Source organism: Pseudomonas sp. OIL-1, assembly GCF_010669185.1.
Classification (GTDB): domain Bacteria; phylum Pseudomonadota; class Gammaproteobacteria; order Pseudomonadales; family Pseudomonadaceae; genus Halopseudomonas; species Halopseudomonas profundi.
On the sequence record NZ_CP048629.1, the window covers coordinates 1,624,513 to 1,647,684 of the forward strand.

The 23,172-nt window shown below is 57.4% G+C and carries 18 protein-coding genes; 8 read left to right on the top strand and 10 right to left on the bottom strand.

All coding sequences use genetic code 11. The annotated features are described in order from the left end of the window. Positions 1-85: 85 nt before the first annotated feature. Both G3M63_RS07605 and G3M63_RS07610 read right to left on the bottom strand, forming a co-directional pair. Complete coding sequence (locus G3M63_RS07605) at positions 86-1,915, bottom strand: SLC13 family permease (RefSeq protein ID WP_163984208.1); 1,830 nt, start codon at positions 1,913-1,915, stop codon at positions 86-88. Positions 1,916-2,028: 113 nt separating this feature from the next. Then, the gene (locus G3M63_RS07610) at positions 2,029-4,878 is read right to left on the bottom strand and encodes a valine--tRNA ligase (RefSeq protein WP_163982408.1); all 2,850 of its coding nucleotides are present in this window, start codon (positions 4,876-4,878) and stop codon (positions 2,029-2,031) included. 619 nt (positions 4,879-5,497) lie between these two features. On the opposite strand from G3M63_RS07610, the gene G3M63_RS07615 reads away from it, so the two are divergent. The 3 genes from G3M63_RS07615 to G3M63_RS07625 all read left to right on the top strand — a co-directional run bounded on the left by G3M63_RS07615 (position 5,498) and on the right by G3M63_RS07625 (position 9,004). Further along, complete coding sequence (locus G3M63_RS07615; protein ID WP_163982411.1) at positions 5,498-6,652, top strand: hypothetical protein; 1,155 nt, start codon at positions 5,498-5,500, stop codon at positions 6,650-6,652. A gap of 117 nt (positions 6,653-6,769) precedes the next feature. After that, positions 6,770-7,387 carry an HNH endonuclease gene (locus G3M63_RS07620; protein ID WP_163982413.1) on the top strand — a complete coding sequence of 206 codons (618 nt, stop codon included), beginning with the start codon at positions 6,770-6,772 and terminating at the stop codon, positions 7,385-7,387. 117 nt (positions 7,388-7,504) lie between these two features. Next, a complete protein-coding gene (locus G3M63_RS07625; protein WP_163982415.1) occupies positions 7,505-9,004 on the top strand; it encodes an ATP/GTP-binding protein in 1,500 nt (499 codons plus the stop codon). A 193-nt stretch (positions 9,005-9,197) separates the two neighbouring features. Here the strand turns inward: G3M63_RS07625 and G3M63_RS07630 are convergent, their stop codons facing one another. Both G3M63_RS07630 and G3M63_RS07635 read right to left on the bottom strand, forming a co-directional pair. Continuing rightward, positions 9,198-9,923, bottom strand: a complete 726-nt coding sequence (locus G3M63_RS07630) for a GspE/PulE family protein (RefSeq protein ID WP_163984209.1) — start codon at positions 9,921-9,923, stop codon at positions 9,198-9,200. Further along, on the bottom strand, positions 9,845-10,912 hold the full coding sequence (locus tag G3M63_RS07635; protein WP_163982417.1) for a GspE/PulE family protein: 1,068 nt from the start codon (positions 10,910-10,912) through the stop codon (positions 9,845-9,847). The genes G3M63_RS07630 and G3M63_RS07635 overlap by 79 nt, the downstream gene beginning before the upstream one ends. A 308-nt stretch (positions 10,913-11,220) precedes the next feature. Here G3M63_RS07635 and G3M63_RS07640 point away from each other — a divergent pair, with 308 nt between their 5' ends. Then, positions 11,221-12,024 (top strand): enoyl-CoA hydratase-related protein, encoded by an 804-nt coding sequence (locus G3M63_RS07640; RefSeq protein ID WP_163982419.1) that lies wholly within the window; start codon positions 11,221-11,223, stop codon positions 12,022-12,024. Positions 12,025-12,089: 65 nt separating this feature from the next. Here the strand turns inward: G3M63_RS07640 and G3M63_RS07645 are convergent, their stop codons facing one another. Genes G3M63_RS07645 through msrP form a run of 3 tightly spaced genes read right to left on the bottom strand, consistent with a single transcriptional unit; the run spans position 12,090 to position 14,115 of the window. Beyond that, positions 12,090-12,461, bottom strand: a complete 372-nt coding sequence (locus tag G3M63_RS07645; RefSeq protein WP_163982421.1) for a hypothetical protein — start codon at positions 12,459-12,461, stop codon at positions 12,090-12,092. A gap of 27 nt (positions 12,462-12,488) precedes the next feature. Further along, positions 12,489-13,103: a sulfite oxidase heme-binding subunit YedZ gene (locus G3M63_RS07650; protein ID WP_218573666.1), complete on the bottom strand. Its 615-nt coding sequence runs from the start codon at positions 13,101-13,103 to the stop codon at positions 12,489-12,491. Next, on the bottom strand, positions 13,093-14,115 hold the full coding sequence (gene msrP / locus G3M63_RS07655; RefSeq protein WP_163982423.1) for a protein-methionine-sulfoxide reductase catalytic subunit MsrP: 1,023 nt from the start codon (positions 14,113-14,115) through the stop codon (positions 13,093-13,095). Before msrP ends, G3M63_RS07650 begins: the two co-directional genes overlap by 11 nt. 160 nt (positions 14,116-14,275) lie before the next feature. On the opposite strand from msrP, the gene G3M63_RS07660 reads away from it, so the two are divergent. From G3M63_RS07660 to G3M63_RS07675, 4 genes are all read left to right on the top strand, one after another. Beyond that, the gene (locus G3M63_RS07660; protein ID WP_163982425.1) at positions 14,276-14,752 is read left to right on the top strand and encodes an anti-virulence regulator CigR family protein; all 477 of its coding nucleotides are present in this window, start codon (positions 14,276-14,278) and stop codon (positions 14,750-14,752) included. 62 nt (positions 14,753-14,814) lie between these two features. Further along, a complete protein-coding gene (locus tag G3M63_RS07665) occupies positions 14,815-15,117 on the top strand; it encodes a hypothetical protein (protein ID WP_163982427.1) in 303 nt (100 codons plus the stop codon). Between the two features lie 40 nt (positions 15,118-15,157). Beyond that, entirely contained in the window at positions 15,158-15,679 is a 522-nt protein-coding gene (locus G3M63_RS07670) for a YqhA family protein (RefSeq protein ID WP_163982429.1), read from the top strand. Then, positions 15,676-17,010: an MATE family efflux transporter gene (locus G3M63_RS07675; protein WP_218573667.1), complete on the top strand. Its 1,335-nt coding sequence runs from the start codon at positions 15,676-15,678 to the stop codon at positions 17,008-17,010. The genes G3M63_RS07670 and G3M63_RS07675 overlap by 4 nt, the downstream gene beginning before the upstream one ends. 23 nt (positions 17,011-17,033) lie before the next feature. Here G3M63_RS07675 and G3M63_RS07680 read toward each other — a convergent pair whose 3' ends face one another. The 3 genes from G3M63_RS07680 to G3M63_RS07690 form a co-directional block, all read right to left on the bottom strand. Further along, positions 17,034-18,431 carry an efflux transporter outer membrane subunit gene (locus G3M63_RS07680; RefSeq protein ID WP_163982431.1) on the bottom strand — a complete coding sequence of 466 codons (1,398 nt, stop codon included), beginning with the start codon at positions 18,429-18,431 and terminating at the stop codon, positions 17,034-17,036. Beyond that, on the bottom strand, positions 18,424-21,612 hold the full coding sequence (locus tag G3M63_RS07685) for an efflux RND transporter permease subunit (RefSeq protein WP_163982433.1): 3,189 nt from the start codon (positions 21,610-21,612) through the stop codon (positions 18,424-18,426). The genes G3M63_RS07680 and G3M63_RS07685 overlap by 8 nt, the downstream gene beginning before the upstream one ends. Before the next feature lie 84 nt (positions 21,613-21,696). Then, on the bottom strand, positions 21,697-22,851 hold the full coding sequence (locus tag G3M63_RS07690) for an efflux RND transporter periplasmic adaptor subunit (RefSeq protein WP_163982435.1): 1,155 nt from the start codon (positions 22,849-22,851) through the stop codon (positions 21,697-21,699). Positions 22,852-23,172 lie beyond the last annotated feature (321 nt).

The following is a 23,172-nucleotide window of genomic DNA, read 5'->3' on the forward strand; positions in this document are numbered from 1 at the left end:
TATCCGCAAACTCAAGGGAAGGTGGCGCAGGCCGGCAAGGTAACCCAGTTGTCGCGCGGCGTAAACCGGATGCGCTGCGCGCCCGTTACAACGGAAACAGCCAGGGCACCATGGTCACACTGATCACCAGAACCAGCAGCGTAAAGGGTACGCCGATGCGCACGAAGTCGGTAAAACGGTAGCGGCCCGGGTCCAGCACCAACGTATTCACTGGCGAAGACACGGGCGTCATGAACGCCGCCGAGGCCGCCAGCGCAACGATCATGGCAAAGGGATAGGGCGAGGCATCCATCGCCTGCGCCGTGGCAATCGCAACCGGCGCCATGAGCACCGCCGTGGCTGTGTTCGATATGAACAAGCCGGTGACAGCCGTACAGATAAACAGCGTGGCCAGCAGGGCGCGCGGCCCGGCACCGCCGAACAGATGTAGCAAGGTACTCACCGCCAGATCGATACCGCCGGTTTTTTGCAATGCCAGGGCAAAGGGCAGCATGCCGACGATCAATATCAGGCTCGGCCAGTGAATCGCCTTGTAGGCAGAATCCATGGTGATGCAATGAAAGACGCCCATCAGCAGGCAACCGATCAGAGCGGCGAGCAGATTGGGCACCAGTCCGCTGACCATCAGCGCGATCATTACCGCCAGGCTGAACAGGGCATAAGGCGCCTTGCGCGCTGCCGGGGCAATCTCGTCGATTTCTGTGGGCACGCTCAGCAGCAGAAAATCCCGGCTCAGGCCGTGCAGGCGGTTGATGTCTTTCCAGTCGCCGGCCACCAGCAAGGTATCGGCGGCCTTGAGCTTTTCATCCACCAGCAAACCCGGCAAGGCTTCACCACGCCGGCGCAGGCCGACCACGTTGAGCCTGAAGCGGCTGCGAAACGCCAGTTCCTGAATGGTCTGGCCGGGCAGGCGCGAGTCCGGCGGCAATGCCACCTCAGCCAGGCCCATCTGATGGGAATACAGGCTGTAGTAGGAGGTTTCCAGCGGCAAGGGCTCCAGCCCGAGTTCGTCATAGGCACCAAGTAGCGCAATAGCCGGGCTGGCCAGGTCGACCAGCAATACGTCGCCGGGCTGCAATAAGGTCTTGCCGTTGGCCAGCTCGAGAAGCGTACGGAACCGGCGCTGGCGCTCGATGGCGATCACGTTGATGCCGTAGTCCTGGCGCAACTCCATCTCGATCAGTTGCTTGTTCGCCAGCGGTGAGCCGGGGCGCACACGCAGACGACGCTCGCGCTCGGTCAGACGGTAGGATTTAGCCAGATCGGCCAGGCTACGGCGGGGCTCACGCTCATCCAGCGCCGCTGCCCGGCCGCCCAGCCAGCGCCGTGCCACCAGCATAAAGAGCACGCCGGAGGCGAGTATCACCAGACCAATTGGCGTGAAGCTGAAGAAGGAAAAACCCGGCAGACCGGTACGCACCAGTTCGCTGTTGACCACCATGTTCGGCGGCGTGGCGACCAGGGTCAGCATGCCGCTCATGAGGCCGGCAAAACTGAGCGGCATCATCAAGCGGGACGCAGGAATGCCCATACGCACCGCGACGCTGAGCACCACAGGAATGAAGATGGCGACCACGCCGGTGGAGCTCATCACCGAACCGAGCCCGGCAACGGTCAGCATCAGCAGAACTACCAGGCGCGTTTCGCTCTTGCCGGCCTGCCGCACCAGCCAGTCACCCAACTGGTAGGCAATACCGGTGCGCACCAGCCCATCGCCAATCACGAACAGCGCCGCAATCAACAACACGCTGGGGTCGCTGAACCCGGCGATGGCTTCGTTGATAGTGAGAATGCCGCTCAACGGCAGGGCAACGATTACCAGCAGAGCCACGACATCCATGCGCGGCTTGTTGCGTACGAACAACACCATGCTGATCAGCAGTAGCGATACGACCAGTATCAGATCACTGTTCAGGCTCGTCATTGTCCGTCCAGGCCGTTGCGCTAGATGAATGCCAGCCAACCGAATGCTGCTGGCTCACACGCGCAGCAGACCCACCTGTTGTGGCCAGGTGGGTGCTCGGGCAATTACAGGCTGGCGATGTGCGAGCGCTGTTCGCTGAGCTGGGTCAGGGCCTGTTCGGCCTCGGCCAGCTTGGCGCGCTCCTTGTCGATCACCGCAGCCGGCGCCTTGTCGACAAAACCGGCATTGCCCAGCTTGCCGGCAACACGCTTGATCTCGCCTTCGAGCCGGCCGATTTCCTTGTCCAGACGCGCCAGTTCGGCGGTCTTGTCGATCAGTCCGGCCATGGGCACCAGCACTTCCAGCTCGCCGACCAGTGCGGTGGCCGACAATGGCGCTTCGTCGGCCTCGCCAAGCACGGTGATAGAAGACAGCTTCGCCAGCTTCTTCAGGAAGGCCTCGTTTTCGTTCAGGCGGCGCTGGTCTTCACTGTTGGCCTTGCGCAGCAGCAGCTCAAGCGGCTTGCCCGGGCCGATGTTCATTTCCGCGCGGATGTTACGCACGCCAATGATCAGACCCTTGAGCCATTCGATATCGCTTTCGGCGATGGTATCGACGCGGCTGTCATCACTCTGCGGCCAGGGCTGCAGCATGATGGTCGGGCCGGCTTTGCCTGCCAGCGGCGCAATGCGCTGCCAGATTTCTTCGGTGATAAAGGGCATGAAGGGGTGCGCCAGGCGCAGTGCGGTTTCCAGTACGCGCACCAGGGTGCGGCGCGTGCCACGCTGGCGCTCGGCCGGCGCGTTCTCGTCCCACAATACCGGCTTGGACAGCTCCAGATACCAGTCGCAGTACTGGTTCCAGATAAACTCATAAAGCGCCTGGGCGGCCATATCGAAACGGAACTGATCCAGATGACGGGTCACTTCGGCTTCGGTGCGCTGCAGCTGGGAGATAATCCAGCGGTCAGCCAGCGTCAGCTCAACCGGCTCACCGTTCACGCCGGTGTCGTTCTCTTCGCACTGCATCATCACGTAACGCGCAGCGTTCCAGATCTTGTTGCAGAAGTTGCGATAGCCCTCGACCCGGCCCATGTCGAACTTCACGTCACGGCCGGTGGAGGCCAGCGACAGGTTGGTGAAGCGCAACGCGTCGGTACCGTAGGGCGCGATGCCCTCGGGGAATTCGGCGCGGGTCTGCTTCTCGATCTTGGCCGCCAGCTTGGGCTGCATCATGCCGCTGGTACGCTTGGTCACCAGTGACTCAAGGTCGATGCCGTCGATGATATCCAGCGGGTCCAGCACGTTGCCCTTGGACTTGGACATCTTCTGGCCCTGGCTGTCACGCACCAGGCCATGCACATACACCGTCTTGAACGGGATCTGCGCGCGGCCGTCGTCATGCTTCATCAGATGCATGGTCATCATGATCATCCGCGCGACCCAGAAGAAGATGATGTCAAAGCCGGTGACCAGCACATCGGTGGGGTGGAAGGTCTTCAGCGCCTGGGTCTGCTCGGGCCAGCCGAGGGTAGAGAAGGTCCACAGGCCGGAACTGAACCAGGTATCCAGTACGTCTTCATCCTGGCGCAGCGTGGCGTCGCCCAGGTTGTACTTGGCGCGCACTTCCGCCTCATCGCGGCCGACGTACACCTTGCCGGCTTCGTCATACCAGGCCGGAATGCGGTGGCCCCACCACAGCTGGCGGGAGATACACCAATCCTGAATGTCGCGCATCCAGCTGAAGTACATGTTCTCGTACTGCTTGGGCACGAACTGGATGCGACCGTCCTCGACCGCCGCAATAGCCGGCTCCGCCAGTGGCTTGGTGGACACGTACCACTGATCGGTGAGCCAGGGCTCAATCACCACACCGGAGCGGTCGCCCTTGGGCACCTTCAGTGCGTGGGGCTCGATCTTATCCAGCAGGCCAGCGGCGTCGAAGTCCTCAACGATACGCTTGCGCGCCTCGAAGCGATCCAGCCCGGCATAGGCGGCGGGCAGGGTGGCATCCACTTCGTCATTGACGCTGCCGTCGATATTGAACACCTGGGCGCGGGCCAATACCGCCGCGTCCTTGTCCAGAATGTTGATCAGCGGCATCTTGTGGCGCTTGCCGACTTCATAGTCATTGAAGTCATGTGCCGGGGTGATCTTCACGCAACCGGTACCGAACTCGGGGTCGCAGTAGTCATCGGCCACAATCGGAATGCGACGGCCTACTAAAGGCAACTCCACGAACTTGCCGATCAGCGCCTGATAACGCTCGTCTTCCGGGTTCACCGCGACTGCGGTATCACCCAGCATGGTTTCCGGGCGCGTGGTTGCAACGATCAGATAATTCTTGCCCTCGGCCGTGGTCGCGCCATCCGCCAGGGGGTAACGCAGATTCCACAGCGAACCGGTCTCGTCGTGGTTCTCCACCTCAAGATCGGAAATTGCGGTGTGCAGTTTGGGATCCCAGTTCACCAGACGCTTGCCGCGGTAGATCAGGCCATCTTCATGCAGACGCACAAAGGCTTCCTGAACCGCCTCGGACATGCCTTCATCCATAGTGAAGCGCTCACGGCTCCAATCCACCGAACTGCCGAGCCGGCGAATCTGACGGGTAATGTTGCCGCCGGACTCTTCCTTCCACTCCCAGACCTTTTCCAGAAACGTGTCGCGGCCCAGATCATGACGTGACTGACCCTGAGCGGCGAGCTGGCGCTCAACCACCATCTGCGTCGCGATACCCGCGTGATCGGTGCCGGGCTGCCACAGCGTGTTGCGGCCCTGCATCCGGCGGAAGCGGATCAACGCATCCATGATCGCGTTATTGAACCCGTGGCCCATGTGCAGGCTGCCGGTCACGTTTGGCGGCGGCAGCGCGATGGTGTACGACTCGCCGGAGCCCTGCGGAGCAAAGTAATTGTTCTGCTCCCAGGTCTGGTACCAGGAAGATTCGATGGCGTGCGGCTGGTAGGTTTTTTCCATGGGTGTTTGGCTGTCCGGTGATGGCTGGCGACTTTAACGCGGTACCACAGCATGCCACGCATAGCCTGCAGGTCGCCCTGTGAATGAAGGGGCGCAAGCGCAGAAACCAGCGGATGCCATGGGCAGTTGGCGCAAAACGGCCATTATAACGAGGTGGGGCGGGGGAGGCATCATTAGTCGCTTGGTCTTCAGCGCGCCTTCAGACTGACCGCGCATCGCATGGCACCTCTAACTTGCTGCGACATCCCGTTTATAGCCAAGCGCCACTCCTCTGCGCTATGTTGCGGGCACAGCAATGGATTGCAGCAGATCCCGCCCAAGGGGCAAGGACAGCCTACCTTCCATACCCGAATTGAAAACGTACCGGCTTGCCTGCCAATCGAGGGCCGGGCGGTAGCGTGGTTGGTGGGGGGTGGTGGAGACAGGGGTCTGGAAATCGACAAATGCGGAATTCACGCGATTACGTGGTCGTCTGCAGCGCCATCATTAACTTGTTGATTTGAAAAAAGTTTAAGCTTTGACGGATAGGCCTGGTTGGGTTGTTATCGGGAAGTAATGAATATTCCATATCGGGAACTCCATATAATCACTGTTACATTTCACGATAAAGGAGAATTAGGTGTCCGAAGAAGAAAAAGAGCCGAAACCAGCTAAAAAAAGAACTAGAAGAGTTGTTCCATACCCACTTTGCCCGTTTGAAGAGGTGGTGGATTTTGCGCAGTCTCTATATGAGCTTGGTTCCGGTCATCGGGTTCGACGAGTTACTCTGTTTGATCATATTGGCAAATCTCCCGACAGTGGGCCATCAAGAGCTCTTATCACTAATTCAAACAAATATGGCCTGGTTAAAGGTGGGTATCAAGCTGAGCAGCTGGAATTAACTCCGTTAGGATTAAATGCGTTTAGTGAATCAAGCTCGGAGTATGAAAAAGCGCAAGCAAAAATTCAATTGGCTATATTAGATATTTCCCCGCTAAAAATTCTTTTTGAGAAGTTCTCTGGTAATAAGATGCCAGTTAAAACCGTACTTTCAGATACATTGAGGGAAAATGAAATTGAAGAGGATGTTATTGATACGCTAGTTGATATTTTTGTGGTGAATGCTGAGCATGTGGGGATCTTGCAAACACTAGCTGGCGCCGGAAGAATTGTTACAATTGATCATGCTCTGGAAAATTTATCTAAGTCGCACTCTGCATTGCCAGCAATGCATGGAACCGCCCCAGTAGAAGCAAAACGAAAGGATATTACAGGGTTTGTAACATCCGGAAATTCTACTTTCGATTCAACATGTTTTTATATTACTCCTATTGGAGAGGATGGTACGGAAAATCGTAAGCACTCGGATCTTTTTATCGGCTCAATTATAGAGCCAGCAATCGAGCAGCTAGGCTTGAAAGTTGTTCGCGCTGATGCTATTGATCAACCAGGCCTTATTACAAATCAGATAATTGAATATATTCTTAGGTCTAGGCTAGTTGTCGCTGATCTTTCCTTTAATAATCCAAATGTCTTCTATGAGCTAGCGTTACGTCATGTTTCACGATTGCCGACCATACAAACTATTCGCAAAGGGGACAAAATCCCTTTTGATATCGGCAATTTCAGAACAATCATTTTAGACTGCACAGATATTTATACACTAGTTCCAAAGCTTGAAACTTATAAATCAGAAATTGCCGCTCAAGCACGGAGAGTATTAGAAGACCCAGACTCGATTGAAAATCCAGTCACCTCTGTATATCCATCCCTTAATTTAGATCTGCAAAAGTGAAAATATGTAACAAAGCCATCAATTTGACAGTTTTTCCGTTACGCCTTTTGTGCTTAAAATTAGCACAAAAGTCTCCACTCCAAAACTGCAAATTATGGCAGCGTTAGGCTTTCAAACATGGAAGGTTTTATGCAAAAGAGATGCTTTAGGGAGCCGATCGCAGAAATATTCGATGCCGCTCGGTACCTGGATGCTGCAGTGACGGCGCACATAAATGGTCATCCGAAAGTCGCAGAAGAGCTGTTTGAGCTCGCGAATGATTCAAGAGTGCGAGAGTGGCTCGAATCAATTTGGGGTAAGTCGAGCCCATACGTCGTTGTCAAGAAAAAACCGCAGATTCATACCCTGAGCAAAGAAAAAGACAGAATGCCCAATGCCGCACAGATGAAAGAGGTGCGTGATCGCGATGGTTTCCATTGCCGGTTCTGTGGCATCCCCGTAATCCGTGCAGAGGTCCGGAAGCATCTGCATAAACACTATCCCAATGCTGTTTCGTGGGGTAGGACCAACGCATCGCAGCATGCGGCCTTCCAGTGCATGTGGCTGCAATATGATCATGTGGTCCCCCATTCGGCAGGGGGCACAAGCGGTACCGAAAACATCGTAATTACCTGTGCAGCCTGCAACTATGGGAAATGGAACTACACATTAGAAGAGCTAGGTTTGGTTGATCCGCGGAGCGTTACGCCAGTTCAATCGGCATGGGAGGGTTTGGAGCGTGTGTTCCAAGCCTAACAAGTGCATCGAATTCGTTCCGGCCCTTCGGGCCTCCACCGGACGGCCTTGTCAGGCCGCCGTTTATGCAAGCGTTATGCATGATGAGATTCTACGGCACGAGCGATAGTTAAAAATATGTCAATTACACAGCAGAAAATACATTCAATAAAAATTCACAGTTTGAAAAACATTGTTGATCTGACAATTTCATTTGATGGCTCGCCGGTAACCGTAGTGCTAGGACCAAATGGGAATGGTAAATCGACGGTATTGCACGCATTGGCTTGTTTATTTAAGCCTGTATCTGACGGAGAAAACTATAAATTCAGCTCGTTTTTCCTACCTAATACTGATGCCCTGTGGCAGGGGAGCCACCTTGAAATTATCCACTCGTATCGAGATGGTGCGAGCACATATGAAAATATAACGACAGAATACTCAAAGGTTTCAGATCGATGGTCACCTAAGTATGCGAGAAGGCCATCCAGAGACGTGTATTTCATCGGAATTGAAAAGTGTGTTCCTCTCATTGAATCAGAAAATAAGGCTACTCGAGTTCACTATTCGACAGAAACAATTAGCGAGGCCCTCGTATTAGAAATTTTGCGGAAGGCATCATATATCCTTAATAAGCAATACTCTGCTTTTAATATGCATACGGCGTCTGGAAAACAGTTTATTGGGGTGGAATCAGGCGGATTAAGATATTCAGCACTCAGTATGAGTGCGGGTGAGCAGAAGATTTTCTATATCCTACAAAAGGTTTTTCGAGCACAAAAAAACTCGTTGATATTAATCGATGAAATAGACCTCCTCCTGCATGATGGTGCCATGAAGAGATTGGTTGAGGTGATACATGCTCGGGCGATAGATAAAAATCTTCAGGTTATTACCACTACGCATCGCGAAAGCATTATTGACCAAGGGCATCTAGTCAATGTAAGGCATATTGTAGTTAAGTCAGGTAGATCTTTATGCTTTAACGAAACAAAACCCGACGCAATTAATCGTCTTACGGGTAGCCAGCCAAGACCAATTGAAGTGTTTGTCGAAGATGACCTTGCTTTAGCGATAATCAAAAAATTGGCAGGAGAGTTAGGTGGAACGAAATATGTTTCTATTCAAAGGTATGGCGCTGCTATCAACTGTTTTACAGTGATTGGTGGTTTGCTTTTAGGTGGAGAGACGTGTGACCGTTCTTTATTTGTAATAGATGGAGACGTATACCGCACGGATGAAGAAAAACAGGATCGTATAAATAAGATATTGACAGGAGATGATCAGAGGTCAGTAGATTATAGAGCAACAGCGCTCCAGAAGATTCGTCAGTTTTCGATCCCTGCGGGTATTAATCCTGAACGATATCTCCACTCATTGATAATTGAGATGGGCGACATAGAAAATGCTGAATATTCGGAGATCATTGAGTGTGCCAACGAGATCCATGCTGTAGCTGACGACCACAAGTATATTGAAGATTTAATTGTAAGGCTTGACTGGGATAAGGGCGTGGGGCTGGCCAAAGTAATTGATTTAGTAGCGTTGTCAGATCAATGGACAGAATATGTGGCAGATATAAAGGCCTGGATGCGAGAACAAATAGAGGAAAGCATTGAGGCTCCTGCGGGTAATTAAAATGCATAACAAACGCATGTTGCCGGACTGGTTTTCCGCTGCGCTCCAAACCAGCCGCAAATGCGGGCGTTATGAGTATCTAGCAGGAATCGGGGTCAGATGAACATTAATCAGAAACCGTCATATGTCCCGATTTATTCCTGGCCGCATCTAGGCCGGACTGTTTGAATCCGGCCCTATCAGCCATGGACTGCTATTCGAGCCGTATCCGGTAGACCTCGGCCAAGGAGATGGTGCCCTTGCGCGCTAGTTCCAGGGCACCTTCGGTCAGCGGGCGCATGCCGTCCCGGCGGGCCTGCTCTTCAATGTCCTGGGCGGCGACATTAGCCTTGATCAGGCGGCGCACTCCCAGGGTGACTTCCAGTAGTTCGTATACGGCGATACGCCCGGCAAAGCCGCGATTGTCGCACCGGTCGCAGCCCTTGCCGACGCTGAAGCGCTCGTCGCTGCTGAGGCCCAGGCTCTCACGAACGTGGTCAGGCACCTCTTCATCGACCAGACAGTGCGGGCAGTTGCGTCGCGCCAGGCGTTGCGCGAGCACGCCGGTGAGGGTGGCGTTGACCAGATACGGAGGGATGCCGATTTCCAGCAGTCGCGTCACCGAGCTGGCCGCGCTATTGGTATGCAGGGTGCTCAGTACCAGGTGTCCGGTCAGCGCGCTTTCGCTGGCCATGACGGCGGTTTCCTGATCGCGGATCTCGCCGACCATGATCACGTCCGGGTCGTGGCGCAATATGTGACGCAGGGCGCGGGCAAAGGTGTAGCCGATGGAAGCGTTCACCTGGATCTGGCGAATGCCTTCAATCTGGAATTCTACGGGGTCTTCCACGGTGATGATGTTCACGCCGCTCTTGCGGATATCGTTGATCGCAGCGTACAGGGTGGTGCTCTTGCCGCACCCGGTGGGACCGGTGACCAGCGCGAGTCCTGGTTGAGGTTGACCATTTCCAGAAAGCGTGCGGCATCGGTGTCGCTGAAACCCAGCTGCTCAAGGCTTCTGAGGCTCTGCCCGGTATCCAGAATACGCATCACCACGCTTTCGCCGTGCACCGTAGGCATGATCGACAGGCGCAGGTCGACGGTGCGTCCGGCGATTTTGACCATGTAGCGGCCATCCTGTGGCAGTCGCCGTTCGGCTATGTTCATGCCGCCAATGATCTTGATCCGACTGACGATGGCCGGCAGCGTGGAGCGCTTGATGTGCCGCACATCCTGCAGCAGGCCGTCGATACGCAGCTGTACCACTACATCCTTCTCACCGGGCCGCAGGTGGATATCCGAGGCGCGACGGTTGATGGCGTCTTCCACCAGATTATCGACAAAGCGCACTGTGGGTTTATGCTCAGCCAGTGCCTTGATCTGTTCCAGGGACAGTGCAGGGTCGTCTTTTTCGTCCTCTGGCAGGGTTTCGACTGTAACCGAACCATAGTGCTCGTTGATGGCACGTTCGATCGAGCGGGCATCGGCGTACACAGCCTCCACCGGCTTGCCGGCAATGAAACTGAGAAGGTGCAGCAGTTCGTGCTGGGTGGGGTCGGCGCAGGCGACGATGAGGAAGTCGTTGTGCTCCATTAGCGGCATCACCTTGCACTCCCGGGCGACCTGCTCGGGAAGGCTGCGTAATTGGTCGAGGTCGAAGTCGAAGGTATCCAGGTCTACCTCAGCCACGTTCAACTGTTCGGCAATCGCTTGTTGAAGCTGTGCCGGCTGGATGATGCCCATCGAGAGCAGAATGGTGCCGAGCCGACCGGATTCGGGTGTCTCGTGCTGCAGGGTGAGGACCGCATCCAGCTGCTTGGAGGTGATCAACTTATGTTGCAGCAGGATCTCGCCGAGCCGTTGCTCGGGCAGCTCCGAACCGTGTCGCTTCAGATAGCTTGCGAGCTGTGCCTTGTCAGTTACCAGCATGGCGACTCCACAGGGGGAAGGTGATTGGCAGATTGCAGCAAGGCAGATGGGCTGCGCTCCCGGATACCCATGCAGCGTACACTGGTGTTTGCATGATGGTAGTTTGATTCTACGGCGTTCTGGCGAGAAGCTGCTTGATCTGGATCAGCGGCGATAAGGTGGTGTCGCGGAGAAATTGGGGTCAGATGAACATCGAGCACTACCTTTTTAATCACCATAAACAGAACGGCACCCCGGATATCAGCGCATCCCGTGATTCAGTCTCCTCCGGTATTGTATGCGCATCGCATACGACACGGACTCCCTTCATGAACGCATCTCAAACGAACGACAGCGTACTCGCTGAACGCCATGGCCCTACGCTCGTGCTTACCCTGAACCGGCCGGATAAGCGCAATGCTCTGGAGACGGCCATGTATATACAGATGGAAAGCCATATTGATGCGGCGCTGGACAATCCGGACATCGCAAACATAGTGCTACGCGGCGCAGGCGATTTCTTTTGTTCAGGCGGTGATCTGCGTTCGTTGGAGACCCGCGCGTCGTTGTCTTTGGCGGAGCGCGAGGCGCTGATTCAGCGTCTGCATGATCTGGTGCTCAAGCTGAAGTTCTGTCCAAAGCCGGTGATTGCCGCGATCGAAGGCGGGGCGGCGGGCGCCGGGGCTTCGCTGGCCTTTGCGGCGGACTTGATTGTCGCGGCGCAGGGCAGTTACATATCTCTGGCGTATGTGAAGGCCGGTCTGGTGCCGGACGGCGGTGGTTCTGTATTTCTCGCCACAGGTCTGCCCCATCAACTGGCCGCTGAAATTGCGTTGTTCGGTGGCCGGCTGTCGGTTGAGCGATTCGCTCAGGCAGGCGTAGTCAACCATATCGTGGCACCAGGTAAGGCGCTGGAAACCGCGCTGGAGCTAGGAGCCCAGCTCGCAGAAGGTGCCCGCGCGTCGCAGACTGCCATCTTGCAGCTGCTCGATGGACCCGTCAGGGAGGTCTTCGAGCGCCAGCTTGAACGCGAAAAGCAGCTGATGGCGATTGCTCTGGGCGGGGCGGAGGCAGCGGAAGGTATAGCGGCCTTCAAGGCAAAGCGTGCGCCTCGGTTTCCCCGACCCGATTGATGCAGTTAAAGCCACTATGGTCGGTTGGCATTGGTTCGGGGAACATCACCACGCCGGGTGCGCTGCTATAACCCCAAATACTCTGCTATCAAAAACGCCTCACCCTTGCCCTCGTGCTTACCGAAATAACTGACCGGCTCGCGGGCACCGTCTTCTATAAAACCTACCTCGCAATCAATGCCGTATTGTTCGGCCAGCCGGTTGAATAGGTCTACGGGGAAATTGAGGTGAATGTTCTTCGTCACCTGCTGGCTGATTCCCAACTTCCAGTCTTCGCAATCGTCGCTCTCGCACTCATTGATCAGCGTGACATCGTTGGCTGCGTTGGCATCGACGTACGCCTGCAAAGCCGCTTGCAGCTCCGGCAGGTTCTGCCTCAGTTTTTTCTCTCGCTTTTCTTCAAGGCGGTCGCAGGCGATTAGAAGGTATATAAGCATTGGGACTTTCCGGATTGGATTTAGCGGCTATTTTACCATAGGGGGCCTGGCCTTCTGTACGCGCACCGCCAGCCGCCAAAATGGCCGCCGCTTGAGAGACAGCAGCGCGAGCGCTACCAGGCCATAGATCAGCGGCTCCAGCTCGAACCCTTTGACCGACCACCAGAAATGCACACACACCAGCACCAGCGCCAGATAAATCCCACTGTGCAGGGTGCGCCAGCGGCGGCCCAGTTTTCTCACCAGTTTTGGTAGCGACGTGACGGCTAGTACCAGCAGTATCACCAGGGCTGTCAGCCCGACGACAATGTAGGGTCGCTTCACCAGTTCCGAGGCTATCAGGCCCCAATCAAACTGCAGATCAAATGTCAGATAGTTGCTGACATGTGCGACCGCCCAGAGCGCGGCGTAGAGCCCCAACGGACGTCGCAGCCGCATCAGCCGTGGCTGTTTCAGCCAGCGGCTGAGGGGCGCGACCAGTAAGGTCAACATCAACAGATGCAGTGCGCCCTTGCCGGTGTAATGGATGATGGCCTCCACCGGATCGCCGCCCAGCTGGTCCGAGAAACCCAGGTAATACACCCACCCCAGCCACGCCAGGCTCAGCCCGTGAACCAGCAGCTGCAGGGCTTTAAAACGCACGCTTGAGGTCCATGTCCTTATACAGGTGTGCCACCTGGTCGGCGTAACCGTTAAACAGTTGCGTGGGGATGCGCTCGTCGCTGCCCAGTCCGCCGCGGGTAATGCGTCGCTCACTGGCCTGGCTCCAGCGCGGGTGGTCCACCTGCGGATTTACATTGGCGTAAAAGCCGTACTCGCTGGGTGCTGCCAGATTCCAGCTGGTGGGCGGTTGCTCCTTCACCAGTCGGATGTTGACCACCGACTTGATGCTCTTGAATCCGTATTTCCAGGGGACGAGCAGCCGTACCGGCGCGCCGTTCTGGGGTGGCAGGGTCTTGCCGTACAGACCCACCGCCACCAGCGTCAGCGGATTCATGGCTTCATCAATACGCAGCCCCTCCACGTAGGGGTAGTCGAGACCGCCGCCGGCAAAGCGGTTGCGCTGGCCGGGCATATTTTCCGGATCGTGCAGCGTTTCAAACGCCACATAGCGGGCATCAGAGTTGGGGTCGGCCTGCTTCAATAACGCCGCCAGCGGAAAGCCCACCCACGGAATGACCATCGACCAGGCCTCGACGCAGCGCAGACGGTAAATGCGCTCTTCCAGCTCAAAGCGGAACAGGTCGTCGTAATCCAGCGTTAGCGGTTGGTTGACTTCGCCGCCCACGGTCAAGCTCCAGGGTTTGACCTGCAGATCCTGGGCGTGGCGGCGCGGGTCGGCCTTGTCGGTGCCAAATTCGTAAAAATTGTTGTAGCCGGTGACCTTGTCTTCGGTGGTTAGCACTTGCCCGGGACTGCGGTCCGCGGCGGCAAACGAGAGCGGCTCGGTGCTAAAGCCTGATTCTGAGGGCGTATCGGTAATGCCCAGCAAGTCGAGCAGGCCGGCGCTGGCATGCGCGGACGTGCTAGCCAGCAGGCCACCAGCACCGATAAAGCCCAGCTGGCGTAGTAGCTGGCGACGATTGAGAAATACCGACTCGTCGGTGATATCGTTCTCGCTCAAGCCGGAATTGAATGCATCGGTACGTTTCATGCGGGCCTCCTCAACAGACGTCCCCGACAAAAGGCCGATGCCGGCGGTTATTGCCTGTTCAACACGGATGATAACGACAAAACGATTAATACCGATAGCCGAGAGACGAAAGGTGCAAGAATCGGTTTCGGATGAATTTAACCCAAGTGAGTAATGGAATATGCAACGACGTAAAAGCGTGATGACGCTGTTGATCGCTGGCAGCGTGTTCGCCATCGCCGCGCAGGCCGCTCCGCCGGAGGGCAAGGGTCCGCATCATGAACATTCTGCCGAGCATCAGGGTCAGTCCGGTAAGGGTAACGCGGGCAGAGGGCAGGGCAGTCGGGATAGCGAGGATCAAGACCGCGACATTCTTGGTTCGCTGGTGCATGCGGGCATTACCGCAACGCGCGCCCGGGAATACGCGCACAGGGCCGGTTTTAACGGGTACGCTGAATTGCCGCCCGGTATTCGCAAGAACCTGGGACGGGGTAAGCCGCTGCCGCCAGGTATTGCCAAGAAAGTGCAGTCCGGCGCCTTTCTTGACCGCCTACCGCAGCATTCGGGTTATGAATGGCAGACGGCGGGCACTGAATTGATATTGGTGTCTGTGGTGACCGGCGTGATCGCCGATATTCTGTACGACGTGTTCGATTAAGCGCCAAGTCCTTAACGCAGAGATAAGGGACTGACAGGGAGCAACAGACGAGGGATTGGACCATGAACAAAGACGGCTATTTGTCCGAAGTGGAAAGGCGGTTACGCAAATACTTCTCGGCACTGAGTGAAGGCTACAAAGTGCCGGCGGAGGACCGTCACCGCCTGGAAGGCTTCATGCAGGGCGCGTATTTTTTAGGATTCGCTACCGGTAAGGAGATGGCTGAGTTGATGGAGCGCGCGCATTTTGCCGCGTTCGGTAAGACCATTGATGCCCGGCGCACGGAAAGTGTCTCTCAGTGGCAGGATTCGGTGATCAACTACGCTCGATATGATCAGCCTGCCTATACGCGCAAGAAGAGCTGACGGGCAGCGGCACAATTATCATTTACAGGTTTTATCATTAATGAATTCCCTAGAAAAAAAGTTCGAGCAGTTTCTGTGGCACTCCCGTTTTCTGGTGCTTATTGCCGTGCTCTCCAGTCTTCTGGGCTCTCTGACGTTATTCGTTGTGGGAACCATGGATATTCTTCAGCTGGTAATGGCTACCGTTAATTATTACCTCGGCACAGGTACGACAGACATCCACGAGTTCCTGGTGACTGACATCATCATTGCAATCGATATCTACTTGATCGCGGTGGTGCTGCTCATTTTCGGGCTAGGCATATACCGGCTGTTCGTGTCGCCCATTGAGGCGTCAGAGGAGAGTGGCAAGAACCATCCTTTTAATGTTCAGTCGTTTGACGAGCTGAAGAACAAGATTGTCCGTGTGGTTATCCTGGCTGTGATCATCGAGTTCTTCAGAGCAGTTATGGATATTCGCTTCCTGACGCCGCTGGATATCATCTATCTGGCCCTTTCGGTATTGGCCTTGGCGGCTTCACTGTTCCTGATGGGGAAAAGCCATACCAATCACCACGGTTGACCGCGCTGAAAAACTTTACTGAAGGCTCAATCGCCCGACACCTTAGACGCTTCTCCCTGCCGATTGTCGTCACCAGCCTGCTGCAGGTATCCATCCAGCTGATCAATGGCCTGTGGGTGGGTAACCTGCTGGGCAGCGCGGCTTTTGGTGCGGTCACGGTCGGTACCATCCTGATGATGGTCGTGCTCGCGTTTGTCATGGGCGTCAATCAGGCCACCCTGACCATCTTTGCTCAGCTCCGTGGCCGGGGCGACGTGGGGGCGATCCGTGCTTATCTGAGCACTTTCGTCATCATTCTGTTGTTGCTATCGGCGTTTATTGGGATGGCTGGCTACGTCTTCGCCGACGCACTGCTGAGGCTGCTCAATACGCCCCCGGCGATTTTCGACCAGGCGCGGGTGTACCTGCAGATCACCTACGGCGCCACTTTATTGCTGGTGGGCTACAACTTCATCAGTACCGTTCTGCGTGCCTTTGGTGATAGCCGCACCCCGTTGTACTTTGTGCTTCTGGCCACAGCGCTGATCACTGTGCTGTCACCCCTGTTCATTGGGGTATTCGAGTGGGGCATCACCGGGGCGGCGTTGGCATTTGTAGGGGCCCAGGGCGGAGCCTTCCTCTACAGCCTGGTGCATCTGTCGCGGAAATTTCCTGGCCATGGTTTCCGTTTGCAGCTGCCGCGTTGGGTAGAGGTGCAGACCATTCTGCGGTTAGGCGTACCCTCCGGGTTGCAGATGGTAGTGATCCATTCCGGCACCACGGTCATATTGTCGCTGGTAAACAGTTTGGGGGCGCATGCGGTGGCGGGTTTTGGCGCTGCCCAGCGGCTGGATCACCTCATCCTGCTGCCGGCGGTGGCCCTGGGGACAGCCATTACCGCCATGGCCGGGCAGAATATCGGTGCCGGCCATTGGCGGCGGATCAGTCAGATCACCCGAGCGGGCGTCATTTACACCACCAGCATCATGCTGCTGTTGGCCACGATGCTCTATATCTGGGCGCAACCGCTGGTCATGCTGTTCATTCAGGACGAGGCCAGCGTGGAGTTTGGCACCCGTTATCTGCGCACCATAGCCTTCTTCTACCCCTTTATCGGACTGAACTTCGTCTTCAACAGCGTGGTGCGTGGGGCGGGCGCGATGTTTGCGGTGCTGGCGCTGAACATCATCTCCCTGTGGATCCTGCGGATACCGCTGGCCTATGGCGCGACAGCCCTGTTCGGCGATAACGGCGTGGCATTGGGGATAGGGATCAGCTTCATGATCAGTTCGCTGTTCTCCCTGGCTTATTACCGCTGGGGTGGCTGGCGCAACAGGCTGCTGTTCAAATAGCCCGGATAGCGCGGCGCGCGTTGCTAGCCCGTAGCCGGCGCCCCAGCCAATGCCCGATACACATTCACCATCGCTGTCTGGCTCTGTACCAGGTTGTCACGCATGGCGGTGAGTTCCTGCTCGGCAGCCAGCAGTTCGAAGTAGCCGATAAAGCCCTGGTCATAACGGTCACGCGCCTGTTCTACCGCCTGGGTGGCGGCGTCGGTCGCGCTTTGCAGCAATGCCGCACGTTCGTGTGATTGCTGATAGCGCAGCAGCCAGGTTTCTGTTTCTTCCAGCGCCAGTAGAACCGTCTGACGATAGTCCGCCAGCAACTCGGCGGACTGGGCATCCGCCGCATCAATGCGTGCCTGCACTAGTGCTCGGTCGAGGAAGGTCCAGTCGATGCCCAGGGTTACGCGCCCAGTCCGTGCGCCGGCGGTAAACAGATCCGAGCCATTTCCTGAGAGTGAACCCAGCAAACCACCCAAGGTAAAGCGCGGGAACAGATCGGCACTGGCGACGCCAATTCTGGCGCTGGCTGCTGCCAGGCGCCGTTCAGCGGCTTGAATATCAGGACGCCGACGCAGCACATCACCAGGACTGCCCGCCGCAATAGCTGGACGGCTGTCCGGTAGATCCGCGGGTACCTGAAGCAGCGGGACCAACGCGGTGGGCGGCTGACCGGTCAGCACACCGATGCGGTGCATGGCTGCACCTATGTCGGCTTTCAATTGTGGGATCATGGCCCGGGTCGCATCCAGCTGGGCGCGTGCCCGCACCTGATCGAACAGCGTGCCGCGGCCGGCGTCTAATCGCGCACCAACAATATCCAGCGACGCCTGTTGCAAGCTGACGTTCTGCTCGGCCACCCGCAGTTGCTGCTGCAGGCCGCGCAGCTGGAAATAGCTGCTGGCCAGTTGGCCGGCCAGCGCGACCTGAAGGGTCTGCCGGTCCGCACCCGCGGCCTGCAGTTCTGCTTCGCTGGCCTCGGTGGCGCGGCGTAAGCGCCCAAACAGATCCAACTCCCAGCTGAGCGCCACACTGGCCTGGTATAACTCCACGCGTTCCTGATCAGGGCGCGTACGTTCGACTTCCGCCAGGCGTTGGCCGGTAACACCGGCGCCCGCTGTCACGCTGGGTAACTCATCGCGACGCGAGCCGCGCAGCAGCGCTTCAGCCGCCTGATAACGTGCCAGCGCCGCCTGTAAACTCTGGTTCTCGGCCATGGTCTGCTCGATCAGACTCGCCAGCAGGGGATCTTCAAAGCCTTGCCAGAACCGCTCCTCGTTATTGGCGACAGGCGAACCTGAACCCTGCGCGGGCGTTTGATCATGGGCGAACTGCTGCAGCGGCACAGGCTCCGGTGGTTGGTAATTCGGGCCTACTGCGCAGGCACTCAGCAGCGCTGCCATTGAAAAGATACTTGCCAGCTTACTCATGTGCCTGTGCTCCCAGTTCTACTCTCGAATCGTCTTCAGACTGCTCTGCCTTGTCTTCGAAACGCTTGGCCAGGGTTCTCAGGGCGACGTAGAACACTGGTGTCAGCAGCAGGCCGAACAGGGTTACGCCGACCATCCCGGTAAACACTGTGATGCCCATGGCATTGCGTACCTCGGCACCCGCGCCGGTGGCCAACACCAGCGGCACGACACCGGCGATAAAGGCCACCGAGGTCATGATGATCGGGCGCAGCCGCATGCGGCTGGCTTCCAGCGCAGCGCTGACGGTGTCACGGCCCTGAAGCTCCAGTTCACGGGCGAACTCGACGATGAGGATGGCGTTCTTGCACGCCAAGCCCATCAACACCACCAGGCCGACCTGCACGAAGATATTGTTGTCGCCACCCACCATCCACACGCCGAACAGCGCAGCGAGCAGACACATTGGCACGATCAGGATCACCGCCAGCGGCATCACCCAACTTTCATACAGTGCCGCGAGCACCAGAAATACCAGCAACAAGGCGAGCGGGAACACCACCATCGCGGCATTGCCCTGGGTTATCTGCTGGAAGCTCAGGTCAGTCCATTCCAGCGTCATGCCGGCTGGCAATACCTCATCGGCAACGCCCACAACCGCGGCCAGGCTTTGCGCCGAAGACAGCAGGCTAGGGTCGGACTGGCCAATCAGGTCCGCTGCGGGATAACCGTTGTAGCGGATCACCGGGTCCGGCCCGAAACTCTCGCGCAGCGTGACCATGGTATTGAGCGGCACCATCTCGTTGTTGGCGTTGCGCGTATAAAGATGGTCGATGTCGCTGGGGTCATCACGGAACTGTGCATCCGCCTGCGCCATGACCCGGTAGGTGCGGCCGAATAGGTTGAAGTCATTGATGTACTGCGAACCGAAATACAACTGCAGGCTGCCGAACAGATCATCCAGCTGTACGCCCTGCGCCTTGGCCTGCCTACGATCCACGTCTGCATCCAGCTGCGGCACATTGGCCTGGTAGGAGCTGAACGGGTAGAACATGCCGGGCGTTTCACTCAGCGCCAGGGCCAGACCGTTAGTGGCATCCTGCAACTCGCCGTAGCCGGCGCCCCGACGATCCTGGATATACAGCGAATACCCCGAACCTGCTCCCAGACCAAACACGGGTGGCGGCATGAAGGTAACGGCGAAGCCTTCGTTGATGCCGCCCAGCTTGGCGTTGATCTCGTCGGAGATTTCCTGGGCGGTGCGGTCGCGGTCAGCAAAGTCGTCGAATACCATGAACACCGTACCCACGTTCGGTGTGTTGGTGCCCTGCAGCGCATTGAAGCCGACAAAGGCCAGCGCGTCGGACACGCCCTCGGTGTCCAGCGCCAGCTCACTGACCCGACGCGCAACGGCTTCGGTACGGTCCAGCGAGGCGCCTTCGGGCAAACGAATGCTGCCGATCAGGTAGGTCTTGTCTTGCGTTGGGATGAAACCGCCGGGGACCTGGGTGAACATGAAGGCGGTGCCGCCCAGCAACAACAGATACACCCCGAACACCAACCCGCGACGACTCAGGCTGCGGCCGACCAGCGATTCGTAGCGCTGCGCGTTGCGCAGGAAAAAGCGGTTGAAGGGACGGAAGGCCCAGCCAAACAGGCGATCGATAATGCGCGCGGGTAGATCCGGCGGTGCCCCGTGCGGTTTCAACAAGGCTGCCGCTAGGGCGGGCGACAGGGTCAATGAGTTGATCGCTGAAATGACTGTGGCGATGGCGATGGTCATGGCGAACTGGCGATAGAACTGCCCGGTGATGCCGTCCAGAAAGGCCATCGGCACGAACACCGCGCACAGCACCAGACTGATGGCCACGATCGGCCCGCTTACTTCGCGCATCGCCTGATGCGCAGCCGCCAGGGGCGCCAGGCCTTCTTCGATATTTCGTTCGACGTTCTCCACCACCACAATGGCGTCGTCCACCACAATGCCAATCGCCAGCACCATGGCGAACAGGGTCAGGGTATTGATCGAAAAGCCCATCAGCAGCAAGACCCCAAAGGTACCGACGATAGACACAGGCACCGCGAGCAGGGGGATCAAGGACGCGCGCCAGGTCTGCAGGAACAGGATCACTACCAGCACCACCAGCGCGACGGCTTCGAGCAGGGTCATAATCACGGCTTTGATGGAGGTACTGACGAACACGGTCGGATCGTAAGCCACCTCCCAGCTCAGGCCTTCTGGAAAATCGCCTTCCAGCTCGGCCATTTTTGCTCGCACCGCAGCCGACACGTCCAGAGAGTTGGAGCCGGGCGCCTGAAAGATCGGTAGCGCTACTGCCTGACGGTTATTGAGCAGCGCGCGCAAGGCATCCTGCGAGGCAGCCAGTTCGACCCGGGCTACGTCCTTGAGCAACGTCACCTCACCCTGCGCACCAATTTTCAGAACGGTATTCTCGAATTCTTCGACTGATTCCAGACGGCCCTGGGCGTTGATCGAAATCAGCATGTCCGAGCCATTTGGCATGGGCGGGGCGCCGATCTGACCGGCCGATACCTGAATGTTCTGTTCACGTACCGCCGCGCTGATATCGCCCGCGGTGATTCCCAGGGCGGCGGCGCGCTGCGGGTCGATCCACAGGCGCATCGCGTAGTCACCAGAGCCAAACAGACCGGCCTGGCCTACACCGGGGATACGTGCCAGCTCGTCACGGATATGCAGGACCGCGTAGTTGCGTATATAGGTGGCGTCCAGGCTGTCATCCGGTGATGTCAGGTGCACCGCCATCATCAGGTTGGGCGACTGCTTCTGCGTTGTCACACCGAGCTGACGTACATCCTCTGGCAGCCGCGGCAGCGCCTGGGATACCCGGTTCTGCACTTGCACCTGGGCCTGATCCGGGTCGGTGCCCAGCGCGAAGGTCACGGTCAACGCCAGGCTGCCGTCACTGCCAGCGACCGATTTCATGTAGATCATGTCCTCGACGCCATTGATAGCTTCTTCCAGCGGCGTGGCTACGGTCTCCGAAATGGTCTTGGGGTTGGCACCTGGATAGCTTGCGCTGACCAGCACGCTGGGCGGCACTACCTCCGGGTACTCGCTGACTGGCAACAGCGGAATGCTGATCAGCCCGACCACGAAGATGATGATGGACAACACCGAAGCGAAGATCGGTCTGTCTACGAAGAAACGCGAAAAATTCACGGCAGCAGCCTCCCGGAACGCGTCTGGAAGACGCGCCCGTATCAGTCAGATAAAAGAAAGAAAGCTAAACGGAGCGCTAAAGCCTCACGGCGCTGTCGCGACAACTATCGGTGCCGGGGTACGACGCATATCCACCAGCTGCGGCACCACTTGAGTACCGGGAGCGGCTATTTTCTGCAGGCCGTTGACCACAACGCGGTCACCGGCGGACAGGCCAGCGGTAATCACTAGCAGGCCGTCTACCCGGCGTCCGGTCTCGACGATCCGGCGCTCGGTACGGTTGTCCGCATCGAGCAGGTAAACGTAACGGCGATCCTGATCGGTCAGTACCGCCTTCTGGTCGACCAGCAGCGCGGCATCGGCCGCGGCTACTGGCATTTCCACCCGGGCAAACTGACCGGGGCGCAGGGCTCCGTTCGGATTGGCGACCCGGGCGCGGTACTGCAGCGTGCCGGTACGGCTGTTGTAGTGGTTGTCGATGAAGTCCAGCTGTCCCGTATAGGGAAAATCCTGTCCTCCCGCCAGCCCGACACGCACCGGTACCGACTCGCCGAAGGGGTTGTCCTGGACGGTATGCTGATCACTTTCGAAATACACATAGAGCGGATCGACCGATACCAGCGTGGAAAGCAAGGTGCTGTCAGCGCTGGCTAAATTGCCGCGGGTTACCTCAGCGCGGCCGATACGGCCACTGACCGGCGCCTTGACCTGGGTATATTCCAGATCCAGCTGCGCGCTTTCCAGTGCCGCAGCGGCTGCATTGACCGTTGCCTGGGCCATGGTCTTTGCCGCATTGCGCTGTTCGAATTCCTCGCGAGAGATCGCCCGGCGCTCCCATAGCTGTGCGGAACGAGCCGCCTCGCTACTCGCCAGCGTCAGCTGACTGCGCATGCGAGCCAGCTCTGCCTGTGCCAGTTGCTCACGCGCTTCATAGGGGCGCGGATCTATGACGAAAAGCACGTCGCCTTCAGTGACCAGCTCGCCTTCCTCAAAGTTGACCTGATCGATATACCCGCTGACCCGCGGCCGCAGCTCCACAGTCTGTGGCGCCTCGACCCGGCCACTGAAAGCGCCCCACACAGTGACTTGCTCGGCCTTGACCTCGGCTACCTCGACTTCAGGCGGTGGGGGCGTTGCATTATCCTGGGCTTGGCCCTGGGCATCGCAGCCGGCCAGGGCGACCAATAACAGAGCGCCGAGCAACGCCACTCTGGCCTTATTGAAGGTGATTGCGTGCATAGTCTGTTCTCGCTTCCCGTCAGGGATCACTGGTCTGAGTCTGGCGCAGGGCGCCTTGGTAGTGACGAACGATAAGGCCAGTGCTGATGCGACGGGTAGCGGGTTACTGCCGCATGATTGCCTGATTCTATTTTTGGCGGCATCGCACCCTGCGCGGTTCCCGCTCGACCGATTTGTCTAAACTGTGCCAGACCGCCTTCGGAGCGCTTTAATCGCAAAGGCTTGAGCGATCCTGCAGGATCGTTGCCTATTCCTGCAAAGCATCGGCGTCGGTCTTATGCCTTGTCCGATCCTGTATATACTGCCTGCAGTCTCTGGAGG

Excerpts from the sequence above, each read along its gene's own strand:
- G3M63_RS07610 (WP_163982408.1), bottom strand. The coding sequence starts at position 4,878 with ATGGAAAAAACCTACCAGCCGCACGCCATCGAATCTTCCTGGTACCAG.
- G3M63_RS07620 (WP_163982413.1), top strand. The coding sequence starts at position 6,770 with ATGGAAGGTTTTATGCAAAAGAGATGCTTTAGGGAGCCGATCGCAGAA.
- G3M63_RS07625 (WP_163982415.1), top strand. The coding sequence starts at position 7,505 with ATGTCAATTACACAGCAGAAAATACATTCAATAAAAATTCACAGTTTG.
- G3M63_RS07635 (WP_163982417.1), bottom strand. The coding sequence starts at position 10,912 with ATGCTGGTAACTGACAAGGCACAGCTCGCAAGCTATCTGAAGCGACAC.
- G3M63_RS07640 (WP_163982419.1), top strand. The coding sequence starts at position 11,221 with ATGAACGCATCTCAAACGAACGACAGCGTACTCGCTGAACGCCATGGC.
- G3M63_RS07645 (WP_163982421.1), bottom strand. The coding sequence starts at position 12,461 with ATGCTTATATACCTTCTAATCGCCTGCGACCGCCTTGAAGAAAAGCGA.
- msrP (WP_163982423.1), bottom strand. The coding sequence starts at position 14,115 with ATGAAACGTACCGATGCATTCAATTCCGGCTTGAGCGAGAACGATATC.
- G3M63_RS07660 (WP_163982425.1), top strand. The coding sequence starts at position 14,276 with ATGCAACGACGTAAAAGCGTGATGACGCTGTTGATCGCTGGCAGCGTG.
- G3M63_RS07665 (WP_163982427.1), top strand. The coding sequence starts at position 14,815 with ATGAACAAAGACGGCTATTTGTCCGAAGTGGAAAGGCGGTTACGCAAA.
- G3M63_RS07670 (WP_163982429.1), top strand. The coding sequence starts at position 15,158 with ATGAATTCCCTAGAAAAAAAGTTCGAGCAGTTTCTGTGGCACTCCCGT.
- G3M63_RS07680 (WP_163982431.1), bottom strand. The coding sequence starts at position 18,431 with ATGAGTAAGCTGGCAAGTATCTTTTCAATGGCAGCGCTGCTGAGTGCC.
- G3M63_RS07690 (WP_163982435.1), bottom strand. The coding sequence starts at position 22,851 with ATGCACGCAATCACCTTCAATAAGGCCAGAGTGGCGTTGCTCGGCGCT.